The 22,875-nt window shown below is 39.4% G+C and carries 26 protein-coding genes and 1 pseudogene; 15 read left to right on the top strand and 12 right to left on the bottom strand.

Annotation, left to right across the window (positions count from 1 at the left end):
- Positions 1-106: 106 nt before the first annotated feature.
- From DYI81_RS07405 to DYI81_RS07395, 3 genes are all read right to left on the bottom strand, one after another.
- Positions 107-1,138, bottom strand: a complete 1,032-nt coding sequence (locus tag DYI81_RS07405; RefSeq protein ID WP_117007175.1) for a DUF932 domain-containing protein — start codon at positions 1,136-1,138, stop codon at positions 107-109.
- Positions 1,139-1,160: 22 nt separating this feature from the next.
- A complete protein-coding gene (locus tag DYI81_RS07400) occupies positions 1,161-1,439 on the bottom strand; it encodes a hypothetical protein (RefSeq protein WP_117007232.1) in 279 nt (92 codons plus the stop codon).
- Positions 1,440-1,542: 103 nt separating this feature from the next.
- Positions 1,543-2,451 (bottom strand): inovirus-type Gp2 protein, encoded by a 909-nt coding sequence (locus tag DYI81_RS07395; protein ID WP_117007174.1) that lies wholly within the window; start codon positions 2,449-2,451, stop codon positions 1,543-1,545.
- A gap of 463 nt (positions 2,452-2,914) precedes the next feature.
- Here DYI81_RS07395 and DYI81_RS07390 point away from each other — a divergent pair, with 463 nt between their 5' ends.
- Positions 2,915-3,811 (top strand): hypothetical protein, encoded by an 897-nt coding sequence (locus tag DYI81_RS07390; protein ID WP_106984578.1) that lies wholly within the window; start codon positions 2,915-2,917, stop codon positions 3,809-3,811.
- Positions 3,812-4,122: 311 nt separating this feature from the next.
- On the opposite strand, the pseudogene DYI81_RS18090 reads toward DYI81_RS07390, so the two are convergent.
- A pseudogene (locus DYI81_RS18090) lies at positions 4,123-4,245 on the bottom strand (integrase); the annotation flags it as partial.
- A gap of 50 nt (positions 4,246-4,295) precedes the next feature.
- The gene (locus DYI81_RS07380; protein WP_228198708.1) at positions 4,296-5,465 is read right to left on the bottom strand and encodes a hypothetical protein; all 1,170 of its coding nucleotides are present in this window, start codon (positions 5,463-5,465) and stop codon (positions 4,296-4,298) included.
- A 149-nt stretch (positions 5,466-5,614) separates the two neighbouring features.
- Between DYI81_RS07380 and DYI81_RS07375 the strand changes: the two genes are divergently transcribed.
- On the top strand, positions 5,615-5,911 hold the full coding sequence (locus tag DYI81_RS07375; protein WP_029574588.1) for a pyocin activator PrtN family protein: 297 nt from the start codon (positions 5,615-5,617) through the stop codon (positions 5,909-5,911).
- Here the strand turns inward: DYI81_RS07375 and DYI81_RS07370 are convergent.
- Complete coding sequence (locus DYI81_RS07370; RefSeq protein ID WP_010115612.1) at positions 5,877-7,013, bottom strand: tyrosine-type recombinase/integrase; 1,137 nt, start codon at positions 7,011-7,013, stop codon at positions 5,877-5,879. The two genes, DYI81_RS07375 and DYI81_RS07370, sit on opposite strands and share 35 nt — an antisense overlap.
- Positions 7,014-7,144: 131 nt before the next feature.
- Between DYI81_RS07370 and dusA the strand changes: the two genes are divergently transcribed.
- The gene (dusA, locus tag DYI81_RS07365; protein ID WP_106984577.1) at positions 7,145-8,161 is read left to right on the top strand and encodes a tRNA dihydrouridine(20/20a) synthase DusA; all 1,017 of its coding nucleotides are present in this window, start codon (positions 7,145-7,147) and stop codon (positions 8,159-8,161) included.
- A 109-nt stretch (positions 8,162-8,270) separates the two neighbouring features.
- On the opposite strand, the gene coaBC is transcribed toward dusA, so the two are convergent.
- Positions 8,271-9,545, bottom strand: coding sequence for a bifunctional phosphopantothenoylcysteine decarboxylase/phosphopantothenate--cysteine ligase CoaBC (gene coaBC / locus DYI81_RS07360; protein WP_117007173.1), 1,275 nt, complete (start codon positions 9,543-9,545; stop codon positions 8,271-8,273).
- 112 nt (positions 9,546-9,657) lie between these two features.
- Between coaBC and radC the strand changes: the two genes are divergently transcribed.
- Both radC and DYI81_RS07350 read left to right on the top strand, forming a co-directional pair.
- Positions 9,658-10,347, top strand: a complete 690-nt coding sequence (gene radC, locus DYI81_RS07355; RefSeq protein ID WP_117007172.1) for a DNA repair protein RadC — start codon at positions 9,658-9,660, stop codon at positions 10,345-10,347.
- 77 nt (positions 10,348-10,424) lie between these two features.
- Positions 10,425-11,336 (top strand): bestrophin family protein, encoded by a 912-nt coding sequence (locus tag DYI81_RS07350; protein ID WP_106984574.1) that lies wholly within the window; start codon positions 10,425-10,427, stop codon positions 11,334-11,336.
- A 55-nt stretch (positions 11,337-11,391) separates the two neighbouring features.
- Here the strand turns inward: DYI81_RS07350 and DYI81_RS07345 are convergent, their stop codons facing one another.
- On the bottom strand, positions 11,392-12,243 hold the full coding sequence (locus DYI81_RS07345) for a PHP domain-containing protein (RefSeq protein ID WP_106984573.1): 852 nt from the start codon (positions 12,241-12,243) through the stop codon (positions 11,392-11,394).
- Positions 12,244-12,289: 46 nt separating this feature from the next.
- On the opposite strand from DYI81_RS07345, the gene DYI81_RS07340 reads away from it, so the two are divergent.
- From DYI81_RS07340 to mnmC, 4 genes are read left to right on the top strand one after another with little or no spacing between them, the layout of a single operon-like run.
- Positions 12,290-12,901: a septation protein IspZ gene (locus tag DYI81_RS07340; protein WP_106984572.1), complete on the top strand. Its 612-nt coding sequence runs from the start codon at positions 12,290-12,292 to the stop codon at positions 12,899-12,901.
- A 29-nt stretch (positions 12,902-12,930) separates the two neighbouring features.
- Positions 12,931-13,233 carry a YciI family protein gene (locus tag DYI81_RS07335; protein WP_106984571.1) on the top strand — a complete coding sequence of 101 codons (303 nt, stop codon included), beginning with the start codon at positions 12,931-12,933 and terminating at the stop codon, positions 13,231-13,233.
- 4 nt (positions 13,234-13,237) lie between these two features.
- Positions 13,238-13,741, top strand: coding sequence for a hypothetical protein (locus DYI81_RS07330; RefSeq protein WP_117007171.1), 504 nt, complete (start codon positions 13,238-13,240; stop codon positions 13,739-13,741).
- 39 nt (positions 13,742-13,780) lie between these two features.
- Positions 13,781-15,724 carry an FAD-dependent 5-carboxymethylaminomethyl-2-thiouridine(34) oxidoreductase MnmC gene (mnmC, locus tag DYI81_RS07325; protein WP_106984569.1) on the top strand — a complete coding sequence of 648 codons (1,944 nt, stop codon included), beginning with the start codon at positions 13,781-13,783 and terminating at the stop codon, positions 15,722-15,724.
- 64 nt (positions 15,725-15,788) lie between these two features.
- Here the strand turns inward: mnmC and DYI81_RS07320 are convergent, their stop codons facing one another.
- Positions 15,789-16,103, bottom strand: a complete 315-nt coding sequence (locus DYI81_RS07320) for a rhodanese-like domain-containing protein (RefSeq protein ID WP_106984568.1) — start codon at positions 16,101-16,103, stop codon at positions 15,789-15,791.
- 91 nt (positions 16,104-16,194) lie between these two features.
- On the opposite strand from DYI81_RS07320, the gene DYI81_RS07315 reads away from it, so the two are divergent.
- The 3 genes from DYI81_RS07315 (at position 16,195) to DYI81_RS07305 (ending at position 17,851) form a co-directional block, all read left to right on the top strand.
- Positions 16,195-16,683, top strand: a complete 489-nt coding sequence (locus DYI81_RS07315; protein ID WP_106984567.1) for a YajQ family cyclic di-GMP-binding protein — start codon at positions 16,195-16,197, stop codon at positions 16,681-16,683.
- Between the two features lie 28 nt (positions 16,684-16,711).
- The gene (locus tag DYI81_RS07310) at positions 16,712-17,215 is read left to right on the top strand and encodes a DUF4442 domain-containing protein (RefSeq protein ID WP_106984566.1); all 504 of its coding nucleotides are present in this window, start codon (positions 16,712-16,714) and stop codon (positions 17,213-17,215) included.
- A 132-nt stretch (positions 17,216-17,347) separates the two neighbouring features.
- Positions 17,348-17,851: a nuclear transport factor 2 family protein gene (locus tag DYI81_RS07305; RefSeq protein ID WP_117007170.1), complete on the top strand. Its 504-nt coding sequence runs from the start codon at positions 17,348-17,350 to the stop codon at positions 17,849-17,851.
- Between the two features lie 68 nt (positions 17,852-17,919).
- Here the strand turns inward: DYI81_RS07305 and DYI81_RS07300 are convergent, their stop codons facing one another.
- From DYI81_RS07300 to DYI81_RS07290, 3 genes are read right to left on the bottom strand one after another with little or no spacing between them, the layout of a single operon-like run.
- The gene (locus tag DYI81_RS07300) at positions 17,920-18,348 is read right to left on the bottom strand and encodes an acyl-CoA thioesterase (protein WP_106984646.1); all 429 of its coding nucleotides are present in this window, start codon (positions 18,346-18,348) and stop codon (positions 17,920-17,922) included.
- 17 nt (positions 18,349-18,365) lie between these two features.
- Positions 18,366-18,797: a thioredoxin TrxC gene (trxC, locus tag DYI81_RS07295; protein ID WP_106984564.1), complete on the bottom strand. Its 432-nt coding sequence runs from the start codon at positions 18,795-18,797 to the stop codon at positions 18,366-18,368.
- A complete protein-coding gene (locus DYI81_RS07290; RefSeq protein WP_117007169.1) occupies positions 18,797-19,693 on the bottom strand; it encodes an alpha/beta fold hydrolase in 897 nt (298 codons plus the stop codon). The genes trxC and DYI81_RS07290 overlap by 1 nt, the downstream gene beginning before the upstream one ends.
- A 121-nt stretch (positions 19,694-19,814) precedes the next feature.
- Here DYI81_RS07290 and DYI81_RS07285 point away from each other — a divergent pair, with 121 nt between their 5' ends.
- The 3 genes from DYI81_RS07285 to DYI81_RS07275 all read left to right on the top strand — a co-directional run bounded on the left by DYI81_RS07285 (position 19,815) and on the right by DYI81_RS07275 (position 22,279).
- Positions 19,815-20,150: a TIGR01244 family sulfur transferase gene (locus DYI81_RS07285; RefSeq protein WP_117007168.1), complete on the top strand. Its 336-nt coding sequence runs from the start codon at positions 19,815-19,817 to the stop codon at positions 20,148-20,150.
- A complete protein-coding gene (locus DYI81_RS07280) occupies positions 20,143-20,562 on the top strand; it encodes a sulfur transferase domain-containing protein (RefSeq protein WP_117007167.1) in 420 nt (139 codons plus the stop codon). Before DYI81_RS07285 ends, DYI81_RS07280 begins: the two co-directional genes overlap by 8 nt.
- Positions 20,563-20,899: 337 nt before the next feature.
- A complete protein-coding gene (locus DYI81_RS07275; protein ID WP_117007166.1) occupies positions 20,900-22,279 on the top strand; it encodes a dihydrolipoyl dehydrogenase in 1,380 nt (459 codons plus the stop codon).
- The last annotated feature ends 596 nt before the right edge of the window (positions 22,280-22,875 follow it).

The following is a 22,875-nucleotide window of genomic DNA, read 5'->3' as shown; positions in this document are numbered from 1 at the left end:
GGGTATGGCGATTTGTTTGCTGTTTTAATTGAAAGGGGTTACATGAGTGCTCTGATGAGCATTTGTTTGGGGTGACTTGATTTCGACATAAGTAAGTCAGTTCATTTCAGGCGATCAAAGCAAGTGCTTGCTCCAATCCTCTTTGTTTCACACCCGCACCTGCACCGAACCAAGCTGAATCTAGTCGATGATCGGTACTCATGGCACGTCGTTCATGATCCACAAATTCTGTGATCGAACAAAGTAATCCATAAGCTGTATCTTTAGCTGATGACAATTCAGCACCGCGTCCTTGTCCATTAAACATCTCTAAAGCTTTATTCATGGCACGACCATTGGGTTCAGGCTTTTTCTCCTGAGCTTGCTGCGCGACATTACGATAGAACTGAATAATGTTTTCTTCAGGATCGGAAATTGACATGGTGCTATTATTAAACACGGCATCAAAGTAAGCCTTAGCTTCCTGCTGACTCACCTTACGCTGCGTGAGCTGTTTCATCTCATACATGTGCTCATCCCATGCACGCACTGAAATACCTAATTGCTGTTTCACTTTCTCTGCGTCAAACTTGGTGCTATGTGGAACTTTCACTACACCAGCACTACTGCTTTGTCCACGTAGAGCAATCGCTAAAGTGTTGTTACAGACCACCCGGATACTGGTGAACTGTGCTGTCGTTGCCAAAGTGCCATCACACGCGGTAGCTAGCAGGATATAACCATTACTGACATCCTTAGCCTTTAATGCAGTGCTTTGGCCGGTACGTGCTAAAGCCCAGAACTTCTTCCCACCTTTCAAAACCCCTGCGGTTTCTAACTCAAAGCCAGATTGCTCTGTCAGATCCCGGTAGAACTCTAGGATCTCTTTAGGCTGAACTTCCTGATAACGCTGACTGACTACAGATAAAGGTGCATGGGTATCTGAGCGATACAACACTCGCTGCTCTTCAAAAGGCATGATGATGCTCTGACCACGTTCATTCTGTGCCATATAACTGACATTCGAGGATTCGATCCGCCAGTCCATCCCGGCTTGCTGTGCCCAGACTTCCAGTGGTTGATTCGGACTTAGCTGATTACCGAGACCATGCCAAGGGGTTTCGCCAACATAGGCGATTTGTTCGATTTGATGTGCCATCGTTCTTATCTCCTATGATGATTCAACGAAAGTTTTGCTGACATTGATTACAGTGATAGTAGGTCATGGTGATTGGCTTTTTAGGCTCATCAAACACGCTGCTGAATAGGCCACCAATCACTGCACCTGCAAGTCCACCAAGCAGTGGTGATACAGGCAGTGGCAAACCCTTTGAAATGGATGCACCGATGGTTGCGAACGAAGCTGATGCTGCTAGACCTGTAGACTCAGATCCACTCACCTGCTGATTAACCACTTGAATAACCTGATCCGAAAAACAATAAGGACAATTTAAACTCATAATATATACCTCTAGACATGACAAAGGCTCACCGATGGGTAAGCCTTGCAAAGTTAAAAAACTCGTTTTCATCTAGATAATGTATATCTGAGATTATTTTCATTTAGCGTCTATCATACTGCACTCTTAACTGACCTTTACCAAATACTCTTCGTCCTTCTGGCTTAACACGTAAGTATTGAAGAGTACGTTTGTGATGATCAGCAATGTATTGCATTGCTCTAATAAAATTTGCCACTTGAGTTGAATCGCGACGATGAATCACACCGATCCCTAGCTCATCTTTACTTCGAAGTTCCGCTACACGTTCACGGTTCCAACAATTATAGCCTTGACCAAAATCTCTAGTAATATCCTTCCATAACTCAATAATTTCATTCCCCCAATATGCTGCGCTTCCAGCACGGTAGGCATTATCATAGATGATTGCTAAGTGACAGTGAAAACCTTTACTTTTACCGCCTTGTTCCACTCCCCATATATACCCGACTACATGTTTAAATATGCCATCTTTATTTTGGATACGGTTAAGCAGTATATCTAAGTCCTTATAAATATCTTCAACTCTAATTCGACTAGAATATTCTTGCAAATAACCCAAGTCTACACGAGCAACTAATATTCGACTGCATTTATTAAGTATTGAACTACAATATTCCTGCACTTCAATTTTATTTTCATCTTTCTGTTTTTCAATGGTTTCATAATCTTTCTTGAAAAGCTCAAATAAATCTAAAAACCATTTTCTTATCTCTTTGTACCCAATTATCTTTAACTCGTCCATAAGTTCAAGATAACCAGAGTCTATTCTCTGTAAGTCATATCTCAGAATTACAAAGAATTTAAGATAACCTGTGTATTCATCATCGGGATCATAAATATCATTAAAGCCTAATAACAGATTAGTAAGCTGCGAATAGAATCCATACCATTTTGTACGTTCTCTTTTTAAACGTTTTAAAAATTTCTCAATCTCAAGTGTAAGTTTTTCCTGATTAATTAAAACTCTCATGTTTAAACCTATGTGTGTGACAGTTACATAAGAGATAGGGAATTCAGTATATATATACGTTTACTTTACAATAAAGTGTTACCTAATAAACGATTAGATTAATAACCAAAGCTTTAGGGAGTCCAAATTCCTCCTGTAGTACAGTACCTATTCTCCACATGAAAAACTTTTCCTCCCTGCTTTAAGCTTAAATTCATGCAGGCTCTAGTCTCAAAAAAGCTAGAATTAAGGAATAAAATGAATTTTAGACTATATCGTTTTAGTACCTAATTTTAGTTATAAAAAAATTAAATTAAAAACTTATATTGCCTAAACATTGTTTATTTATACCCCCCTTATCCCTTAGTAGAAAGCTTTTAAAAATATAGTGCAAAACAAGGGGAAATAGAGCGAAAAACTTAGTAGAAGGTATTGTTTTTATTGCCTAAAGTATGACGTAAGCTTTTTAGAAACAGGATACAAAATGCGCAATTCTGAACTAGACAATCTTAAATCATTCCTGACACAACTTCGAGATGAAGATCTTATCTGGGTACTGTATGTCTATCATCGCCCAAATATTGATAACAATCGCAGAATACGGGAGAGCAACGATGCTATAGAAAAAGACATCGCAAAACTGAACAGCCTAGATAAACTCAGGAACATAAGTAAATTTATAATTGATGAAATGAATAATAGTAGTGATGATGATATCTATTATTTTTTACGTGATTTAAAGGATTTTCAATCTAGAATCACAATACATTCTTTTGACTTTAATAAAATTAAAGATAATCAAAGATTCTTACAATTTGCATGCAAAGTCTTGAATGAAAAAGAAGGAGATCGCTTAATTTTAGATATAAAAAATCTATACTTCCAGCTCCTTTATCTGGCTTATACAATCCCTTTTTATTATGAAAATTCTAGATCAATTGAAAATATATATTATCGATTTGACAAAATATACACAAAATTCAACAGTCATTTTAAATCACCATGCTCTGATTTTTTTGTATGGGCTAAAAAGCATATTAATGAAAACTCAGAATTTAGGAGATACAGAAGAGATGCATCACATGTATCTGAATATGAGACTTTAATTAATTCAATATTTGATATTATCTATTATGAAGATGAAAATATTCACTATGCTCTAAGAAAAAAATTATCTAATGCGTGGTATCAAAAAAAGCACCGTGAGGAGAAAAAGGTGAAAAAACCTAACTATTACGCATTAACCAAAAGAGCTAGAGAAGCGTTGCTTACATTAGCTTTCAAGAATGGTGTGTCCGAAGAGCAAATGATCGAAAGACTCATCAATGAAACCTATGCCAAAGAATGCTGTTCAGTCGATGGAGAAAACCTATATTTGTAAAAATAATCTTTCCACCAGTCACACCCAATCTAGTCCATTATATAACTAAGATTGGGTTTGTGCGTGCAGACCTAATGAAAATAGGTATCTTAATAAAATTTTATTGATTTAAGCTCATATTCACTTTGCTTAAAGCACTTTTAAACGGCTTTGTTGCACAAAGATTTCATAACTATATGATTTAAAAAGTTTTGATTATTTTTTGATCCAAAGTTAAATTTATTTAAATCAGATACTTACATATTTATACAACAAAGCCTCGGTAGTGTAAAAATGACCCCCTAACGGCATTTAAAAACTGACCCCCTTGGTTAATATTGCGCTCGGTTATATGCCGAGCGAATTCTGTTCTGTGACACATGAGCAAGTTGCCGTTCAATGGGATCGGGATTAAACAAATTTAATTCGTTCACAACTGGACTGAATAGCGCTCTCAAACAGTGTTTGTTCATTCAACCTGTATAAATAAGCATGCTCTAATATTTTAAAGTTTAGCCTTAGCTGCTTGTAACTGCTTCTTGAAGAATGCATTAGAATTCGGATTATAGTAAAAATCATGAATAAAAACTCTTTCGTTCATTCCATACATTTTTTCTTCCACCAAGCACTCTATAGTTATACGTATAAGCCTGTAAATTTCATAGACACGATCATAGCAGTCAAATATAGTTTTTTCAGACACAGAGAAACCAAATTCAGCTAATTTTTTTCTTGCGAGCTTGGCACATGAGATATCCGAGTCCACAACATATTGAGGGGACTCTTTGAACAATGGTTTATCGAGATTATTACCTTTCTTAAGTATCAAATGCCATGCACCGATTAAGGCAATCCAATTAGCCGAACTATCTGAAAAAATGGGATTATGTCCTAATCGCTCTTCAATATTTATTAGGAACTTCTTCAGATCATTCTTAGTCTTTAGCTTATAAAATCCATCATATTCAATCCCCTTTAATGACTTGGCCTTACCCCTAGCCTTAATGGCAGCTGCTACTTTTTCATAATCTTCCAAATCATTTAAGTTAACAATCTGATCTTCGGAATAATACTCTGCAATTAAGTTATTTTTAAAAACTTCAAACTCTAGAAATAACATCGCCCTATAGAAAAGTTTATTTAAAAAACTCTCATTGATGACTTTATTCTTTTTTTGATATTTAGCTAGTGTTAAAAAATTAAAATCTAGAAATTTACTAAGCACCCCTATACTTATATTATCGTACTCAAAATATAGAACTTGACTAACAATTTTAAAAGCAGCAGCACCAGTAATTAACTGAATTGGATTTTGTATTAATATTTCATTTAAATCTTGCTTATAATGATCAATTTTAAAACCCACCGACTCTATTTGTTGAATTAGGTAGGCACGATATTTTTCTTGCATTTGAAAATAGATATCATTTTCAATTAATTCACCCTTTCCAAAAGCTAACTCAAAATCTACTCCTATCAATAACAAATGCTTGTAATGCTCCCTTATCAACATGCCCTCAGACCTACGATAAGCCAATGAATCAATAGTAGCTAATAACTTACTATATATACTTAACTTCTCTGTTGAGAAGCTCTGCATGGCTGCAACATCATGAAAATATAAATAATCTAATAGTCTGACTGTGCTGTTTTGAAAATCGTTAAGTTTTGGCATAAATGTGTATTCTTAAAAAAGTTCCCCTTATTTCAGAATTATTACCCATTTCATCTTATTTACAATTATTTCAGTTGATTTAGTTACCTAGACCTTAGCTCTATGTACTAAGAATTCGAAAAATTAACATTCTTTTAAAAGGTTCCCAAATGAGTACAGTAAAAATGAATTTATCAGACTATTTATTCATGCAATTTAAAACCATGACTCCCACTCTTGAACAAGTGGCAGCCATGTATTACCCCCATCTAAGTAAAGCAAAAATATTAGAAAAAGCGAGAAAAAAGGAATTTCCATTTATTTGCTACAAGATAGATGAAAGTCAAAAATCACCATACTTAGTTGATATTTTTGACTTAGCTTTTGTTTTAGACAAACGTTACAACGAACAAGCTAAAGAGTATGAAATTTTTACGAAGTCAGCTCTAACGAATTCTCAAAATTAAGGGTCTGTTTTCTTCGTTTAACCGATACATACCTTTCCAAACTCCCCCATGAATCGTGCAAACTAATTTGCTGTATCTGGGGGATAGTGAAACCTTGCTCAGCTAAACGGGTACACCCTTCATGTCTCAAATCATGGAATTTTAAATCATCTATTCCAAGCAACTTACAAGCTTTTCTAAATTCACCACCTATTGTTTTTGGACTAAGAGGTATCAGATATTCATCGCCATAGCCTCTTTTCAACATTCTAGCTCTAACTTCCTGCTCCGATAAAAGCTCAATAATTTTTTTACACTGAGGTAATACATTAAACTCCTTATGATTCCCTTTAGAGCCCGTTGGGTTTTTCAAATCACGTATTTTCCATGAGTTGTTATGCCTGTCAAAATCTATTAATTTCATTCGAGTGATTTCCGCTTCACGTCTACATGAGTAGATCGCAAACCAGATAATTAAATGCATTGGATAGCTATAGTTCGGATTACGCCATTTTTGTACAAAATATTTTGTAAGTGCCATCAGCTCATCATTGGTCGGGAGCCTATCTCTTTTCTGACTTGAAGAAATTTGGCGTGTTTTTCGTAATTGCGCTGTCGCTTTGTCAAAGGCATTTAGATCAATATCTATATCCCACATCACCGCTGCATGAGATAGCACCCCTCTAATATGTAACAACTCATGCTGGAGTGTACTAGATGCAACAGGGTCAAGTCCTAGATCTTCAATGCCCTTTTTGCGTAGGGCCACGTGTTCAGCAATATGAGTCGATTTAATTTTTGTGATAACATGCCGCGCGATTGGAAACTTCTGAATAAGTTTGAGTGAATATGTTTTAGTTCGTCCATACTCAGCTCCCACTTCCGCCAAATATTTCGAAATAGCGTTAGAAAGAGTTAGATCTATTACATCTTCTTGACCAAACAAAATTTCAGGATTTTCTTCTATTTCAGCTTCCCTTTTTGCTAACCAAATTGCTGCAACTTTCTTCGATCCAAATGTTTTACTTTCTTTATATATTGGTAAATCTTTTCGATTGATTCGAATTTCAGCACGATAGCGTATTGATCCATTGACTAACTTACGCTGCGTGATTGTACCCATTTTTACGCCTTATGATATTTTTACTTATTATGGCGTATTTATGGCGTAAATCAAATTTTAAAAAGAGCAAAAAAAGATGAAATAGATGCAAATAAATTCAACACAACACTGATTCAATAGGTTGATTTTCAATGAGTATTTTATCAAAACCAAGCAACACACAGAATCCTCGAATCAGTGTTGCACCGATGATGGATTGGACCACCAAAGATTATCGTTTCTTTGCACGTTTATTTAATCCAAATGTCATCCTCTATACAGAGATGGTGACCACTGGCGCGATTTTATTTGGTGGCGCGAACCGTCATTTAGACTTCAACAAAGAAGAACATCCGATTGTGCTCCAGCTGGGTGGTTCGAATCCTAAAGACCTAGCGACTTGTACTAAAATGGCACAAGACTGGGGCTATGACGAAGTGAACCTTAATGTAGGTTGCCCAAGCGATCGCGTACAAAACAATAAAATTGGTGCATGCCTCATGGCTGAGCCTGATTTAGTAGCAGAATGTATTGCAGAAATGCAAAATGCTGTAGATATTCCAGTGACGGTTAAGCATCGTATTGGTATTGATGACATGCAGTCGTATGAAGAAATGTTGCACTTTGTCGACACTGTTGCCAAAACTGGATGTAATAACTTTATTGTGCATGCACGTATTGCTTTACTCAAAGGCTTATCACCCAAAGAAAACCGTGATGTACCACCCTTACGCTATGAAGATGTCTACCGCTTAAAACAAGAGCGCCCGAATCTGTTAATTGAAATTAATGGTGGTATTAAGACCTTTGCCGAAACCGAAGAACATTTGAAGCATGTTGATGGGGTCATGATTGGACGTGAGGCCTACCATAATCCCTACCTTTTGGCAGAAATGGGCCAATTATGGAATTTGGAAGCACCTGACCGCTTTGAGATTATGCACAGCATGATGCCATATATTTCGCAGCGTATGGCTGAAGGCGCGCCTTTATCTATTATCACTCGTCATATTTTAGGCCTATTCCAAAACTTACCAGGCGCACGTAAATGGCGTCAGGCACTCAGTGGTGGTAATGCAAAAACACTCAAAGATGTTGAAACAGCATTGTTTAATATTCAAGATGCGATGAAGCGTACTGAAGAGTATGTGCGTGAACACCAAGCTTAAGTCAGTTCTACTTTAGCTCGAACCAATTAAAAAAAGCCCTCAATCATTGAGGGCTTTTTTGATTCAAGCTTTCAGCTTGTAATGCGAAGTTGAGTCAAGAAATGAAGGCTTAAAGCAACTCATCTGTTTCAGCTTCATGATGTAATGCATCATGAATAGCCTCAACCAACTGCTGTGCAATCTCTTGCTTGGAAGCTTTTTCTAAATCGCGCTTTTCCATTTGATACTGTTCTGCAAAAAACACAATCATGGCATTTTCATCAGAAGCAAAGCCAATATCTGGACGGGATACATCATTGCAAGCAATCATATCGAGCTTCTTGGCAACCAATTTACCGGCAGCATATTCTTCCACATTGCGCGTTTCAGCAGCAAAGCCCACCATAAATGGACGTTTATCCTGCTGGGCAATCGTCGCCACAATATCTGGGTTTTTAATCAGCGCAACATTTAACTCATCGCCTGCTTTCTTAATCTTATGCTCAGCCACTTCTGCCACACGGTAATCCGCCACTGCTGCAGTTGCAATAAAGACATCACACCCTTGATCCAACTGTTGCATGCTGTGATCGAGCATTTGTCTTGCTGATTGTACATTAATACGGCGTACACCATTGGGGGTGTCCAGACTCACAGGCCCAGCCAACAATGTTACTTTTGCACCAGCAGCATAACATGCCGCTGCCAAAGCAAAGCCCATTTTGCCAGTACTGTGATTGGAAATATAGCGCACAGGGTCAATCGCTTCACGGGTTGGACCTGCCGTAATCGTGACACGTTTTCCAGCCAACAAGCCAAATTTTTCCGCAATTGCACGTTGCGCACGGTGGAAGTATTCAGTCACTTGATTAGCTAGATCTTCGGGCTCAGGCATACGCCCCAAACCTACGTCACCACAGGCTTGTGAACCTGCGTCAGGCATAATCACATGCACGCCATCTTCAATGAGCGTATTTAAATTGCGCTGTGTTGCTTTGGCAGCCCACATTTGTTGATTCATGGCTGGAGCAACCCAGACAGGCGCTTTCGTCGCCAAGTAAAGCGTCGAAAGTAAATCATCCGCCAAACCCGCTGCAAATTTTGCCAAGCTATCACAACTGGCAGGAGCCACCAGCAATAAGTCCGCCCAACGCGCAAGCTCAATGTGCCCCATACCTGCTTCTGCTTCTGGATCGAGCAATGTTGTATGCACAGGATTACCCGAAAGCGCCTGAAATGTTAATGGCGTAATAAAGGCTTGTGCACCGGCGGTCATGACCACACGTACATTAAATCCAGCGTCTTTTAAACGACGAACCAAAATCGCACTTTTATAGGCAGCAATCCCACCCGTAACAGCCAAAACAATGTTTTTATTTGGAATGACACTCAAGTCGAAGCTCACAAACAGGCTTCCTATCTGTTGCAGTGGCGCTCACAATAGCATTAAATATGGACAGACCCAAGATTGCACTTGGAAAAACAACGACAACTCATAATAAAAAAGTCTAACAAAAATGAATTTCTCAATTAAACATTGGCCCAGTCAAGAACGGCCTCGTGAACGCTTACTCCAACAAGGTGCACAAAGCTTATCCGATGCTGAACTACTTGCGATTTTTTTACGCTCAGGCTCACAACAACATTCCGCCGTAGAATTGGCAAGGTTATTAATTCAACACTTTGGAAGCCTAGGCCCTATCCTCAATGCTTCTTTAAGTGATCTCAGTCAATTTCATGGCATCGGCGCAACCAAATATGCACAGCTCATGGCGGTCAAAGAACTTGGCAAACGCTACATTGGCCAGCAAATGAATCAGAGTGCACTGGCTTTAAATCACTCTACGCAGTTGATTGATTTTTTACGTTTTGAATTTTTATCCGAGACTCAAGAAGTTTTTGCAGTACTGTGTCTCGATGCACATTTAAGAAAAATAAACTTTAAAAAATTGTTTTTTGGCGCTGTTAATTCCTGTGAAATTTCGATCAATCAATTGTTACGCTATGCCATTTCACAACATGCAAGCGCGATCGTGATTGCACACAATCATCCCTTTGGCATGCCATCTCCATCTGAAGCTGATCGCGTGCTCACCGCACAAATTGATCAAGCTTGCCAACTCCTCGAAATCCAGTTAATTGACCACTGCATTATTGCGCAGGAGGGAAATTATTCTTTTGCTGAACACGGGCTCATCAATCATTAAAAACTGTCGTTTTCATATATTGACAAAGGTATGAGCAAAGATGAAGATCAGAGCAAATTTATGAAGATTCTAATCATATGATTGTTCGTGACCAAACCAGTGTATTTAAGCTGTTGTTCTCATGGCGAGGAACTATTTTACCTAAAGTTTTACCGCCATTGGGTGTGGTCATGTTGCTCTCAACCGTTATTGGTGGTCTGTCATATTTTAATATTTTTCACTTCCCAGAATTACCCTTGGTCGGCTTTACCTTAATTGGGGTTGTACTGTCTATTTTTTTGGGCTTTAAAAACTCTGCCTGCTATGACCGCTGGTGGGAAGCACGGCGTTTATGGGGCATTTTAATTGCCAATGCACGCCACTTTGACCGTGACTGTCGTATGCTCAGTCAGGGTCGCCGTGAACGTGTGATTCAACATGTGATTGTCTTTGCCAATGTTCTACGCGATCGCTTACGTCACGATACAGCCAACCCTACGGAACTCATCGAAACCAGTGGCATGAGCGCCCAAGCCATTAAACAATTGTATCAACAAGTCAATGCGCCACAGTACACGCTCAGTCTTATGCAATGGGAACTCATGCAAGCCCTAAAAGAAGGTGAAATTTCCGACATCATCTATGCACAAATGAACGATCATATTATGGAGCTCAGTACGGTACAAACAGGCTGTGATCGCATTGCGACGACCCCCTTGCCATTTGCCTATTCAGTATTACTTAACCGTACGGTCTATTTCTTTTGTTTTATGTTGCCTTTTAGCTTGGGCTCAACCTTAGGGCTAGTGACCCCTCTTTTGGTGGGTATTTTGGCGTATACATTTTTAGGTTTAGATGCCTTAAGTTCTGAAATAGAAGAACCTTTTGGTACACAAAGTAACGATTTACCCCTAGATTCAATGGTGCGTACCATTGAAATTGAATTGCTAGGTACCTTGGGTAAACCAACACCGCCACCCATTCAAGCCCACGACAACAACTTGCTTTAATTTTTACCAGCCATCCCTCTTCAAAATGGAGAGGGAAAAAAGCGTGTATTGCTCATTAAACGAAACTTTCCCAAATGCCTCTTTGCCCGTCATTAACACGTGGAATATTGCCAAGCTTAATCCATGGCATATTGCTCCCATGATAATCACTTCCGACAGAGACTTTTAAACCAAATTCAGCAATCATTCGATCGACCATTTGACGTGTGCCCAATGGATCTACTGCAGGTGGGAGCTCAACAGCATCACCACCAAATTTCGCAAAAATTTCGATTAAGTAGCGAATATTGGTTGCAGACAAATCATAGCGGGTTGGATGTGCCAATACAGCAAAACCACCACTGGCATGTATGACTTGAATAGTTTCTTCTAAACCTAAACCATCAAATTTTACATAGGCTTTTTTGCCTTCTTTAATATATTTGTCAAATGCTTGCTGTGCACGGCTGACATAGCCTTTTTCTACTAAGGTTTTAGCAATGTGTGTTCGCGTCACACGATCAGGCACATTGTCCACTTTGGCAATAACATCTGTATAAATATCTTCACCAATTAACGGGATCAGTAAGTCACAAATTTGTTTGGCACGTACGGCGCGTATGTGCTTTTGTTGTTCGAGTAATTCAAGTAAAGGCGCAGGATTTTGCATATTGAGTGCAACGACGTGTACACCATAGCTTTTTTTAGTGGCCGGGCGTGACCATTGGCTGGAAATTTCCACCCCAGAAATCAGTCGCATGCCGAACTCTTGCGCCACTTTTTCAGCTAAATTTAAGCCATCCATGGTATCGTGATCTGTCAGCGCTAGGGTATGAATGCCAATTTCATGCGCCGCTTGCACCAGTTGCTCTGGAGACAAAGTTCCATCAGAAATATTACTGTGTGTATGTAAATCTACGCCTAGCATCACTTATACTATGTCATTTATTTGATCAGATACCAGATACTCTAACATGAAAGCACTTTTAGACTTTGTGCCACTCATTATTTTCTTTTATTTATATAAAACTGTAGATCCAAAAGATACTCAGCATCCATTATTACAACTCTTCGGTTCTGCTGGAGGCATTGATAATAATAATATTTTAGTTGCAACTACAGGTTTAATGCTTTCAATGCTGGTGGTTTACGGCGCATTATTTTTTATTCAAAAGTTCCGCTTAGACAAGCAACAATGGATTGTTTTGTTTATGACCGTCATTTTTGGTGGCATTACTTTGGTACTGAGTGACGATTTCTATATTCGTTTAAAAGCGGTATTGTTGAATTTAGTCTTTGCAGGGGCGTTCTTACTGTCGCCTTGGTTTAGCAAAGACCGCAAGCCACTGATCGAACGTTTGTTTGGGCCTGTACTCGAACTGAGCGCATCAGGATGGAAAAAACTGAACTTTGCATGGGCCTGTATGTTTGTGGTGATGTCTTGCTTACATATTTTCTTTGCTTATTTATTTATGGGCGGAAAATATTGGGGTGAATTCACTGCATTTGGCGACATGATCGTGATGTTTTCCTTTATCATTATTCAGTTTATTGTATTGCGAAAATACTTTAAGACCTCTGAATAATACTTCTAGTTTAAAAATCGAGAAATCACATGCCATTATTTGTCGTTAGCTGTACAGATCGTGAAGGTACAGTCGAAAAACGCCTAGCGGTTCGCCCACAACATCTTGCGCGCTTAGAGCAATTAGATACTGAAGGCCGTTTGATTGTTGCAGGTGCAATGCCGAAAGACCCAAGCAATCCTCAAGCGGGCTTTTATGGTAGTACGATTATTGTCGATTTTGAAACGCGTGAAGCTCTCGATGCATGGCTCCAAGATGAACCATTCCTAAAGGAAGGCGTATATAGTCATATTGACGTTAAACCGTTCAATAAAGCCTTCCCTAAAGGATAAGTTCATGCGTGCCGTTTTTACCTGCATCATAGGCTGTTTTCTTTTTAGTTCCGTAAGCTGGGCAGTTGAACCTGCCCCTACGCCTACAGAGCCAGTCACAGCAACAGCTGCTGTACTCCCTGCCACTGTACCTCAAACTTTGCCAGCCAATAAACCTACAACTATGCGTGTGGCCTCCCAGCCCAATGCAATGATGGCTGCCGAAAATGCACCGCTGACTGCTGAGCAACAGATCAAAAATAAAGTTTCACAAGATGCTAAAATTAAGGCGCTGGTCAAAGATCAACACTCACGTTTACAGCAACTTGAAAAAGCAAACCTTGACGCTTTAGCACAAAACCAAGAGCTACAATTGAAAAATGATAGTTTAGGTGTACAAGTGCAAGTTCTACAAAGTGAGCGCAGTGCACAAATGTTTTTATACGGCGCTGTGACCATTGCAGTAGGCGTACTGCTTGGCTTCTTAATGGCGAGTTATATTCATACCAAACGTCGTCGCCAGTGGTAATTTAAGTTTTTATCTGTATCTGTAAAAGGCTCTCCTGCTTTGTCTCAAGCAATTCAAACGGCTGATCTTGATTGGCGTATGATCGATGGAATTGATGTTCCAATTTCTAAACAATTTGGCGATGCCTATTTCTCCCGAGATAATGGCCTGCTCGAAACACGACATGTGTTTTTAAATGGCAATGACCTCCCTGAACGGTTGGCACAGTTGCAAGACTTTGAATCTTTTCATGTCGGTGAAACAGGTTTTGGTACGGGCTTAAATATTTTGGCCTTGTGGCAATTATGGCAAAAGGTTCGCCCGCAAAACCACAGTCGCTTGCATGTGGTCTCTGTCGAAAAATTTCCGTTGTCTAAGCCAGACTTGATCCGCGCTTTGAATGCTTGGCCAGAATTACAGCCCCTCTCTGAGCAACTACTTGAGCAATATCCATTGCCCATCGCAGGCTGTCATCGACTGTCTTTTCCAGATGAACGCTTTATCCTAGATTTGTGGTTAGGCGATGCGCATGATGTTTTTCCTGTGATGGCAAAAACCAGTCAAATTCATGCCTGGTTTCTAGATGGCTTTGCTCCAGCATGCAACCCAGATATGTGGGAGGAGCACGTTTTAAGTCATATTGTTCGCCTTTCAGGCTATGGCACAACTTTCTCGTCATTTAGTGTAGCAGGCGTATTAAAACGTGGCCTCAAACAACACGGTATTCGTATTAGTCGCCCACGCGGATTTCGGCATAAACGTGAAATGCTCAAAGCCATTTGGCTAGAGGAAGATAAAGACCTTCCCTCTACAGATGACCTCATTATTTGTGCCGAGCCACCCACACAACCGATCACACAGCCACAGCAGCATAAGCAGCGTCATATTGCGATTGTAGGCGCTGGAATTGCAGGATTAAGCTGTGCTTGGGCACTCGCACAGCGTGGCCATTCAGTTACGCTATTCGATCAAGCAGAGCCCTTAGCAGGAGGTTCTGGTAATCCCCTTGCGCTCTTAAATCCCAAGCTCTGTCCAATCGAGCAAAGTGCGGAGCATCTGATGACGCTCACCTGGCAACACGCCATGCGCCATTATCCAAAATTTAAGGCTTTTCGTGCGCTAGACATCCATCAAATTGCACTCAAAAAGCCCGAAGAATTATTAGGCTTGATCGACCAGTACCCAACAGGGCTATTAACCGAGGATCAAGCATCTACGGCACAAGCAGAGTCACCATCATTACAAAGTGAATTTTCCAGTCTGTGCTTAAATGAAGCAGGTGCCGTTTCACCGCATCAGCTACGTGATCAGATCTTAGCATCGCCTCTAATTCAATTTCAGCAAGCACAGATTACACAGATTGAGCACTTAAGTACGGGTGTTGAATTATTCAGTCATACACAGTCTGTTGGGCAGTTTGATCACGTAGTGGTCTGTGCGGCTCGTCAAAGTATGCAACTGATTGAGGACTATCCACAGCTAAAACCAATACGTGGCCAAGTCAGCTGGCTCAGTCAACCAGACTCTGCGTTGAGTACGCAACATGCGTATAGCTATGGCGGTTATTGTATGCAACTCGATGCAACGCAATTTATTCTCGGTGCATCGTTTTATCCAAATAGAGAAGATAGCGAAGTGCTATTAGTAGATCATGTGCATAACTACAATCTTATCCACAGTGTCTTTCCTCACTACGCCGAGCAACTCCCAGCTGTAGAAACATGGCAAGGTCGCGCATCCGTTCGTGCACAAAGCTTGGATTATTTCCCTGTCCTTGGGTCAGTGAAAGCAGAGACAGAACTTTATACCTTTGCTGGATTGGGTTCTAAAGGTTTCTTATATGCTCCACTGTGTAGTGAAGTCTTGGTAGCGCAAGTCTTGTCTGAACCTTGCCCTATTCCTATGAGTTTATTGCAAAAACTCAGTGCACAACGTTTTAAAAAGAAAGTCAAAGCTAAAAAAGCATACTTTAAGCCTGATCAAACCATAAAACCGATTGAATGAAGCGTCATCGCTCCAATTTATAGACATAAAAAAAGCGCCCTTCGGCGCTTTTTTCTGAGGCGGATTAAGCGCCTTCAATCAGTGGTAAACCTGCTGCTCGAGCGGCACGAGTGCCTCCCATTAATACAACATATTCACGACCACTGTCTAAACCCTCTAAAAGCTCAGCAGCTCGAGGTGCTTTACTACCACCACCACATAAAATGTAGATTGGCTGATCCGTTGACACCTGAGTCAAACTATCTGCAGACAAATCAGTGATTGGCTGATTCACAGCACCTTTTAGGTGTGCCTCAGTAAATGCACTTGCGTCACGGACATCCCAGATAATCGCATTTTCTGGGAACTCAAATGTTGTAATTTCTTGTTTACGGATCATTGCGCACTCCTTTGATGTAAACAACACTTGGCAAATGAAGAAAACATCCCTAGCATCTCAGATATTCTTTCCCTTTGTAAAGGTCTAAACTATGCCTTCTTTCGATATTGTTTCAGAATTAGAAGTTTTTGAAGTAAATCATGCAGTTCAAAACACGCAAAAAGAAATTGCGACACGTTTTGACTTCCGCGGTCAGGACGTTTCAATCGAACTGAACGAAAAAAACAAAGAAATTAAAATCAGCACTGAAAGCGACTTCCAATGTGAACAAGTCTATACCATGCTAGAAAACCATTTCTTTAAACGTAAAGTCGATATTCAAGCACTTGACCCACAAAAAATGACCGCTTCTGGCAAAAACGTGATTCAAGTGATCAAACTCAAAGATGGCCTTGACTCTGATACCGCAAAAAAAATTAATAAAGCCATTAAAGAAAGTGGCGTGAAAGTGCAATCTTCTATTCAGGGCGATAAAATCCGTGTAACTGATAAAAAACGCGATACCTTGCAACAAGTGATGGCGTTCTTGAAAGAACAGCAGTTCGGTGTGCCTTTACAGTTCAATAACTTTAAAGATTAAGGCAGGACACCTGCCAAGCAGAGGAATCATGGCGCAAGGCAATCGTTTATCTAAGCTGGTCAGTTCAACATCGAAATTTCCACAAAGCATTCGCACTGCGCTATGGTCCAAAGCATTTGGCAAAATCGTCCCAATGGTCGGTTCTGCCAAAATTCGTTATTTAGAAGTCAGCCCTTCCCGCGTTACGGTCAGCATCGCAAATCACAAAGCGATGCAAAACCATATTGGTCAGCTACATGCTTGTGCTATGGCACTCATCGCAGAGACTGCAACTGGCTTCGTGACTGCAATGAATGTACCGGACAGCGCCATTGTACTCATTAAATCATTTAAAGTTGATTTCCAACGTCCTAGTAAAGGCGCAATGCAAGCAACCGCTATTTTGACTGAACAACAACAACAGCTCATGCGCACCACAGACCGTGGCGAAACCTTAGTTCAAGTCACCGTCACCGATGAATCTGGCGAAGCACCCATTCAATGCGAAATGCTTTGGGCATGGGTAGAAAAGTCCTACCTGAAAAAGAAATAATTGTAAATAAAACTTACTTTTAAGTAAGTCTATTACTTACCGAATTAAGACTAAATCTTTACCAAAGGGTGCTATTTCTATAGCACTTCCTTGCTCATGATGGAGTTATATTTATAACGAGAGCAAAATTAAATGAAACCCTTTTTAATCACCAGCGCGCTACTTTTCACTAGCATTGCTGTAACCGCACAAGCAAAAGCACCTGCAGACAAAACGCCAACTCAGACACCAACTACCGTTATTACTGCACAAGCTCAGCAAGCCGAACGCAACAAGAAACTGGTGACCGATTTTTATAATGGTGTCTTTCAAAAGCATCAGGTAAAAGCTTACTCAGATCAATATATTGGAACTGAATATATTCAACACAACCCTCATGTACCCAATGGTAAAGCGCCGTTTGTAAACTACTTCACCCAATATTTCAAAGAAAATCCTCTCGCAAAAAGCGTAATTAAACGTGTTGCTGCCGAAGGTGACCTTGTCTATTTACATGTGCATTCACAGCAAAATCCACAAGATAGAGGTGTTGCTGTCGTTGATATTTTTAGAGTTGAAAATGGAAAAATTGTCGAACATTGGGATGTTAAGCAAGATGTTCCAGCTGAAAGTGCCAATCAAAACACGATGTTTTAAGCTTCAACAAAATAAAAAACCCAGCATATATGCTGGGTTTTTTAAACACTCAAACTGCTTTTAGCGTCTTATTCTGCTTTCGTTTGTGATGCTTCAAATAACTGTTTTGCTTCTGCAGGAATTTGGCGTTTTGCACCTTTGACATCCACAGCAACAAAAGTATAGACCCCTTCCGTCACACGAATCGGATCACGTGAGCTGTCATGGCTGTCCCAAACCTCGATTTGCATTTGAATTGAAGTATTTCCCACTTTCAAAATTTTGGTATAGCAACTGATAACATCACCCACTTTTACCGGTACTAAAAATGTCATCTGGTTAATGGAAATTGTTGCACAGCGACCTTTACTAAAACGCTCTGCGTGAATCGCACCTGCCAAGTCCATTTGTGACACGATCCAACCACCAAACACATCACCGCTCCAGTTGGTATCTGCTGGCATTGCAATTGTTTGTAGTGAGAGCGTACCTTCCGGTTTTACATGAGTTTCTGACACTTTAACTCCAAGCCCCATTATGAATGGGCAGTCAATTGTTGATCGAGCCACTGCTGCAATTCACTTGAACGCAGCGCTCCACTTATTCTAGCAAGTTCGTTGGTTTTATTCATCAAAACTAAGGTTGGAATGCTCCGTACATTAAAAGCACTGCTTAAACGTGGGTTTTCTTCGGTATTAATTTTGGCAAAAATTACATGCGGATATTGCTTTGCAACTTGAGCAAAATGCGGTGCCATCATCTTACATGGCCCACACCACTCTGCCCATAAATCAATGAAAATCGGTAAGTCGCTATGACTAATGAACTGACTAAAATTCTGTTCATTCAGCTCAATAGGTGCCAGTGGTACCAAGGCTTCATGGCATTGGCCACATGCAGGTTGTTCTGCCAATTTTTCCTCGGGCACACGATTTTTTGCCAAACAATGCGGGCACACAATAATCATTAACTTACTCCTACATGCTGATTTAAAAAATCTAACTGCTTTGCCACTGCTTTTTCAAACCATGCGCCATGATAAATATCAAAATGAGCCATATCCCATTCATAATAATCAACATAAGGTGCAATATTCGTGGCTGCTTCACGGCTAGACTCAATTGGAATCAGACTATCATTCTTCGAGGCGATATACAGTACAGGAACAGCAATTTTGCGTAAATTTTGAATGGGCCGATAACGCATCAGATTAAAAAATGCTCGTGCAGGCACCTGCCCACTCCAATAATAATCAGGGTGAATAATCGATTGATATCCTGCGTATGCATCTTTGGTTTGCACAAAACATAATCCAGATGGATCTGTTACCGCCAAAGTCCTTGGCGATAATCCCACCTTCGCACCCATATAATCTTGACTGGAGATTTTGAGTGCTTTTGGCAATAAGTTTAAGGGAAAATTTTTAGCACTTTCTGCACCATCAACAAATGGATTTTGTGCAATGACCGCTTGAATATTTTTATTTTCCGAAGCTAATTCAAGTGCATAACCCGCACTCAATGAAATGCCCCACAAGACAATTTTACGAGAGTTAATCGATTTACGTTGCGACACATGCATCAACATTGTACGCCAATCGCTTAACTGCTCTTGAATGCTCACTAGCTCTCGAGGTCGACCCGTACTCCCCCCCCAATAGCGGTAATCAAACAAAACCACCGCATAGCCTGCCTGTGCAAAACGCTTAGCAAACTGTACTAATTTAAATTGTCTTAAACACGCAAAACCATGTGCCATGATAATGACACCCGGTGGAACATCTGTTTTAGGCCGATAAAAATCTGCTGCAATCACTTCCTGTCCGCTTTTCACATACAGCGGTTCAACGGTATAAGCGTGCATACACACTCCATGCAAAAATTGAACTGTTATTCTTTATAAAAATTTTAATACGCCACGCTCATATTCTCGCTTAATGCTATCATAAAGCATATTTCTATTTTTAAAATTTTGGAGTGACACTATGAGCGAAAATGTTGGTTTTGCAGGTCAAATTAGTCCTGAACATGTAACGCAAATTGTTGAAAAAGGATTTAAATCGATTATTAATAACCGTCCAGATATGGAAGGTGGTCCAGAGCAACCAACAAGTGCACAAATTGAAGAAGTTGCAAGTGGTGCAGGCTTAGACTATGTTTATCAACCTGTAGTCGCTGGTCAAATCACTGAGCTTGATGTACGTGCATTTGCCAATCATTTTAACCAATTGCCAAAACCTGTCCTCATGTTCTGCCGTACAGGCAATCGCTCAAACAACCTATTTCAACTAGCAAAACAAATGGACTTGCTTGATGATTAAGTCGATTTATGCAAGTTTACTTTGTTTATGCTTGAGCATGCTTAGCCCAGCATTTGCAGAATTGCCACAAAGCACAGCCCTGACACCCCAAGTCAGTGTTGCTGGACAAATGAACTTAGATAAATTTTCTGCCTTGCTCAAACAAGGCTTTAAATCTGTAATAGTGAATCGTCCAGACCAAGAAAATGGCAATCTGGTAAGTGTAAGTCAATTACGTGAAGTTGCTGAAAAAGCACATGTCAGCGTGATTTACCAACCTGTAGATAGCGGTAAAATTTCTCAAACAGATATTCAAGAATTTGCTAAGTATTATAATGAGCTGACTAAACCGATTTTATTAGTATGCCGTAGTGGGACACGTTCAACGGCACTCTTTAATCAAGCAAAAGCACAAGGACTCTTGAATGAATAAAATATGGATGCTGGCAATCATCACTGCACTTTTACTATCGGGCTGTAATTCTATGCAGATTAGACCCACTGTTGGGGTAAGTGTTGGAAGCTCTATTTAATTATTATTCATAAAAAACAGCGCCGAAGCGCTGTTTTTTTTATAACTTTAAATCGCCAAAAATTCTGAGTATTAAATTATTTATAAGACTTATTCTATCAAAATTAATAAAATAAACTATTGAACTTTTTAAACTTAGCTTAGTATTTCATACTAGTTATGCAGATATATCACTTAAATTAAAGTCAAATACACATTTAAAATGTCGCTACACTCTCAAAATAGGAAAGGCCTATCCATGTATGATCTAATTATTATAGGTGCAGGCACTGCAGGCATTTCTGCCTATAAAGAAGCCATAAAATATACCGATAACTTATTAATTATTAATGATGGTCCTTGGGATACGACCTGCGCGCGCGTTGGCTGTATGCCAAGTAAAGTTCTCATTGCATCTGCAAATCGGGTGCATGAAATACAAAATCTGGAAGGATTAGGTTTAAGTGCCACAGTAAAAATTGATACTTCGCAAGTGATGCAACATGTACAACAACTTCGAGACCGTTTTACTCGTGCAACTCTAAAAGATGTTGAATCTTGGCCTTCAGAACACAAAATGTCAGGTCGCGCCGAATTTATTAATGCCAATACTATTCAAGTCAATCATCAAGAATATCAAGCCAAAAATTTTATTTTAGCCGTTGGAAGCACGCCAAACATAGATGCAAAATTAAAACAACGACTTGGGGATCGTTTAATCACGACTGATCAAATCTTCGAATTAAAGCAACTCCCACAAAGTATAGCCGTAATCGGCAGTGGCGTTATTGCCTTAGAGCTGGCTCAAGCGATGCATCGTCTAGGTGTCAAAACTAAAATCTTTGCACGTAGCCGTAAAATTGGCACATTGGTGAGCAAAAATCTACAACAAGTAGCTCAAAATGAATTGCTCAAAGAATTAAATCTAAACTTCGAAATTTTGCCTAGTGACTACACTCGGACCGAACACGGTATTGAAATAATATATCAACAGAATGATACAAAACAGCTTATAACGGTTGATTACGTGCTATCTGCTACTGGTCGTCAATCACGCCTAAATACATTGCATCTTGAGAAAATTAGCAGCATTTTTAGTGATCCTAAAAAAATACCAGTCAATCCCAATACAAAACAACTTTCTAACTATCCAATCTATATTGTAGGTGATGCTTTTACCAATACTCCAATCCAACATGAGGCTGCGCACGAAGGAAAATTAGTTGTTCAAAATATATTAAGTAACAAGCAAGTTTCTAATATTAAAACATTAACACCGTTGGGCATTGTCTTCAGCTCACCAGAAATGGCATCAGTTGGGCAAAATAGTCTGCAACTTGAAGAACATAAAGTTAGCTTTATTACAGGTGTTATTGACTATGCCAAGCAAGGGCGAGCAATCGTTAATGCTAAAAACCAAGGTGCAGTTGAGATTTATATAGATAAGGATTCCCGCAAAGTATTAGGAGCTGAATTGTTTTGTCATGAAGCAGAACATCTCGCACACATACTTGCATGGATGATTGATGAATCACTTACAGTGGATGACTTACTCGATAAGCCGTATTACCACCCAACAATAGAAGAAGGCCTGAGAACGGCTTTGAAACATGCGAGAAGACAATTAAATAATGATTAAGGGTTAGCTAATTATTTAGTTTGTTATTGAGAGTAGCTGTTGCTTACACATTAGTGCTTTAATGCAACAGCTCCCATGCCAATCAATATTGTCAAAAAAACAATAATTATTATTTGGCTTATTATGGCAACGAGAGCACTATTTTTAAATGTATCAATACTAAGCACATATTTAAAAACAATTGATGCCAGCAAAATAGAGAATATGAACAATATGAATTGATTATCTATCGTTTTCTTTTATAACCTGTAATTGCAGAATTCAAAAATAAAGAAAAAAATGCTTAAAAAATTTGCTCTCAATGCACCTAATTTTTCAGCCGTTATTTTTACTACGTGATATACGATAAATAAGAAAATCAGGAAAATTGCAAATATCATATTATTGTCTTTATTTTTATAAGTACTTAATAAGTATATAAAAATATTTACTGATCTTCAATCAATTGCCCCCTATATTTTCTTTCAAGCCTGTTTCTAAATAAGCTTTAGCCTTATTTAAAATATTTTTTATGCATAAAAAAACACCCCCAACGATTTAGTTGGGGGTGTTTCGAATAATGAGCTGGCGATGACTTACTCTCACATGGGTAACCC

The organism is Acinetobacter sp. SWAC5, from assembly GCF_003419885.1.
In the GTDB taxonomy this organism is placed as follows: Bacteria; Pseudomonadota; Gammaproteobacteria; order Pseudomonadales; family Moraxellaceae; genus Acinetobacter; species Acinetobacter cumulans.
Note: the sequence above shows the minus strand (reverse complement) of the source record. Positions and strands in the feature narration are given on the sequence as shown.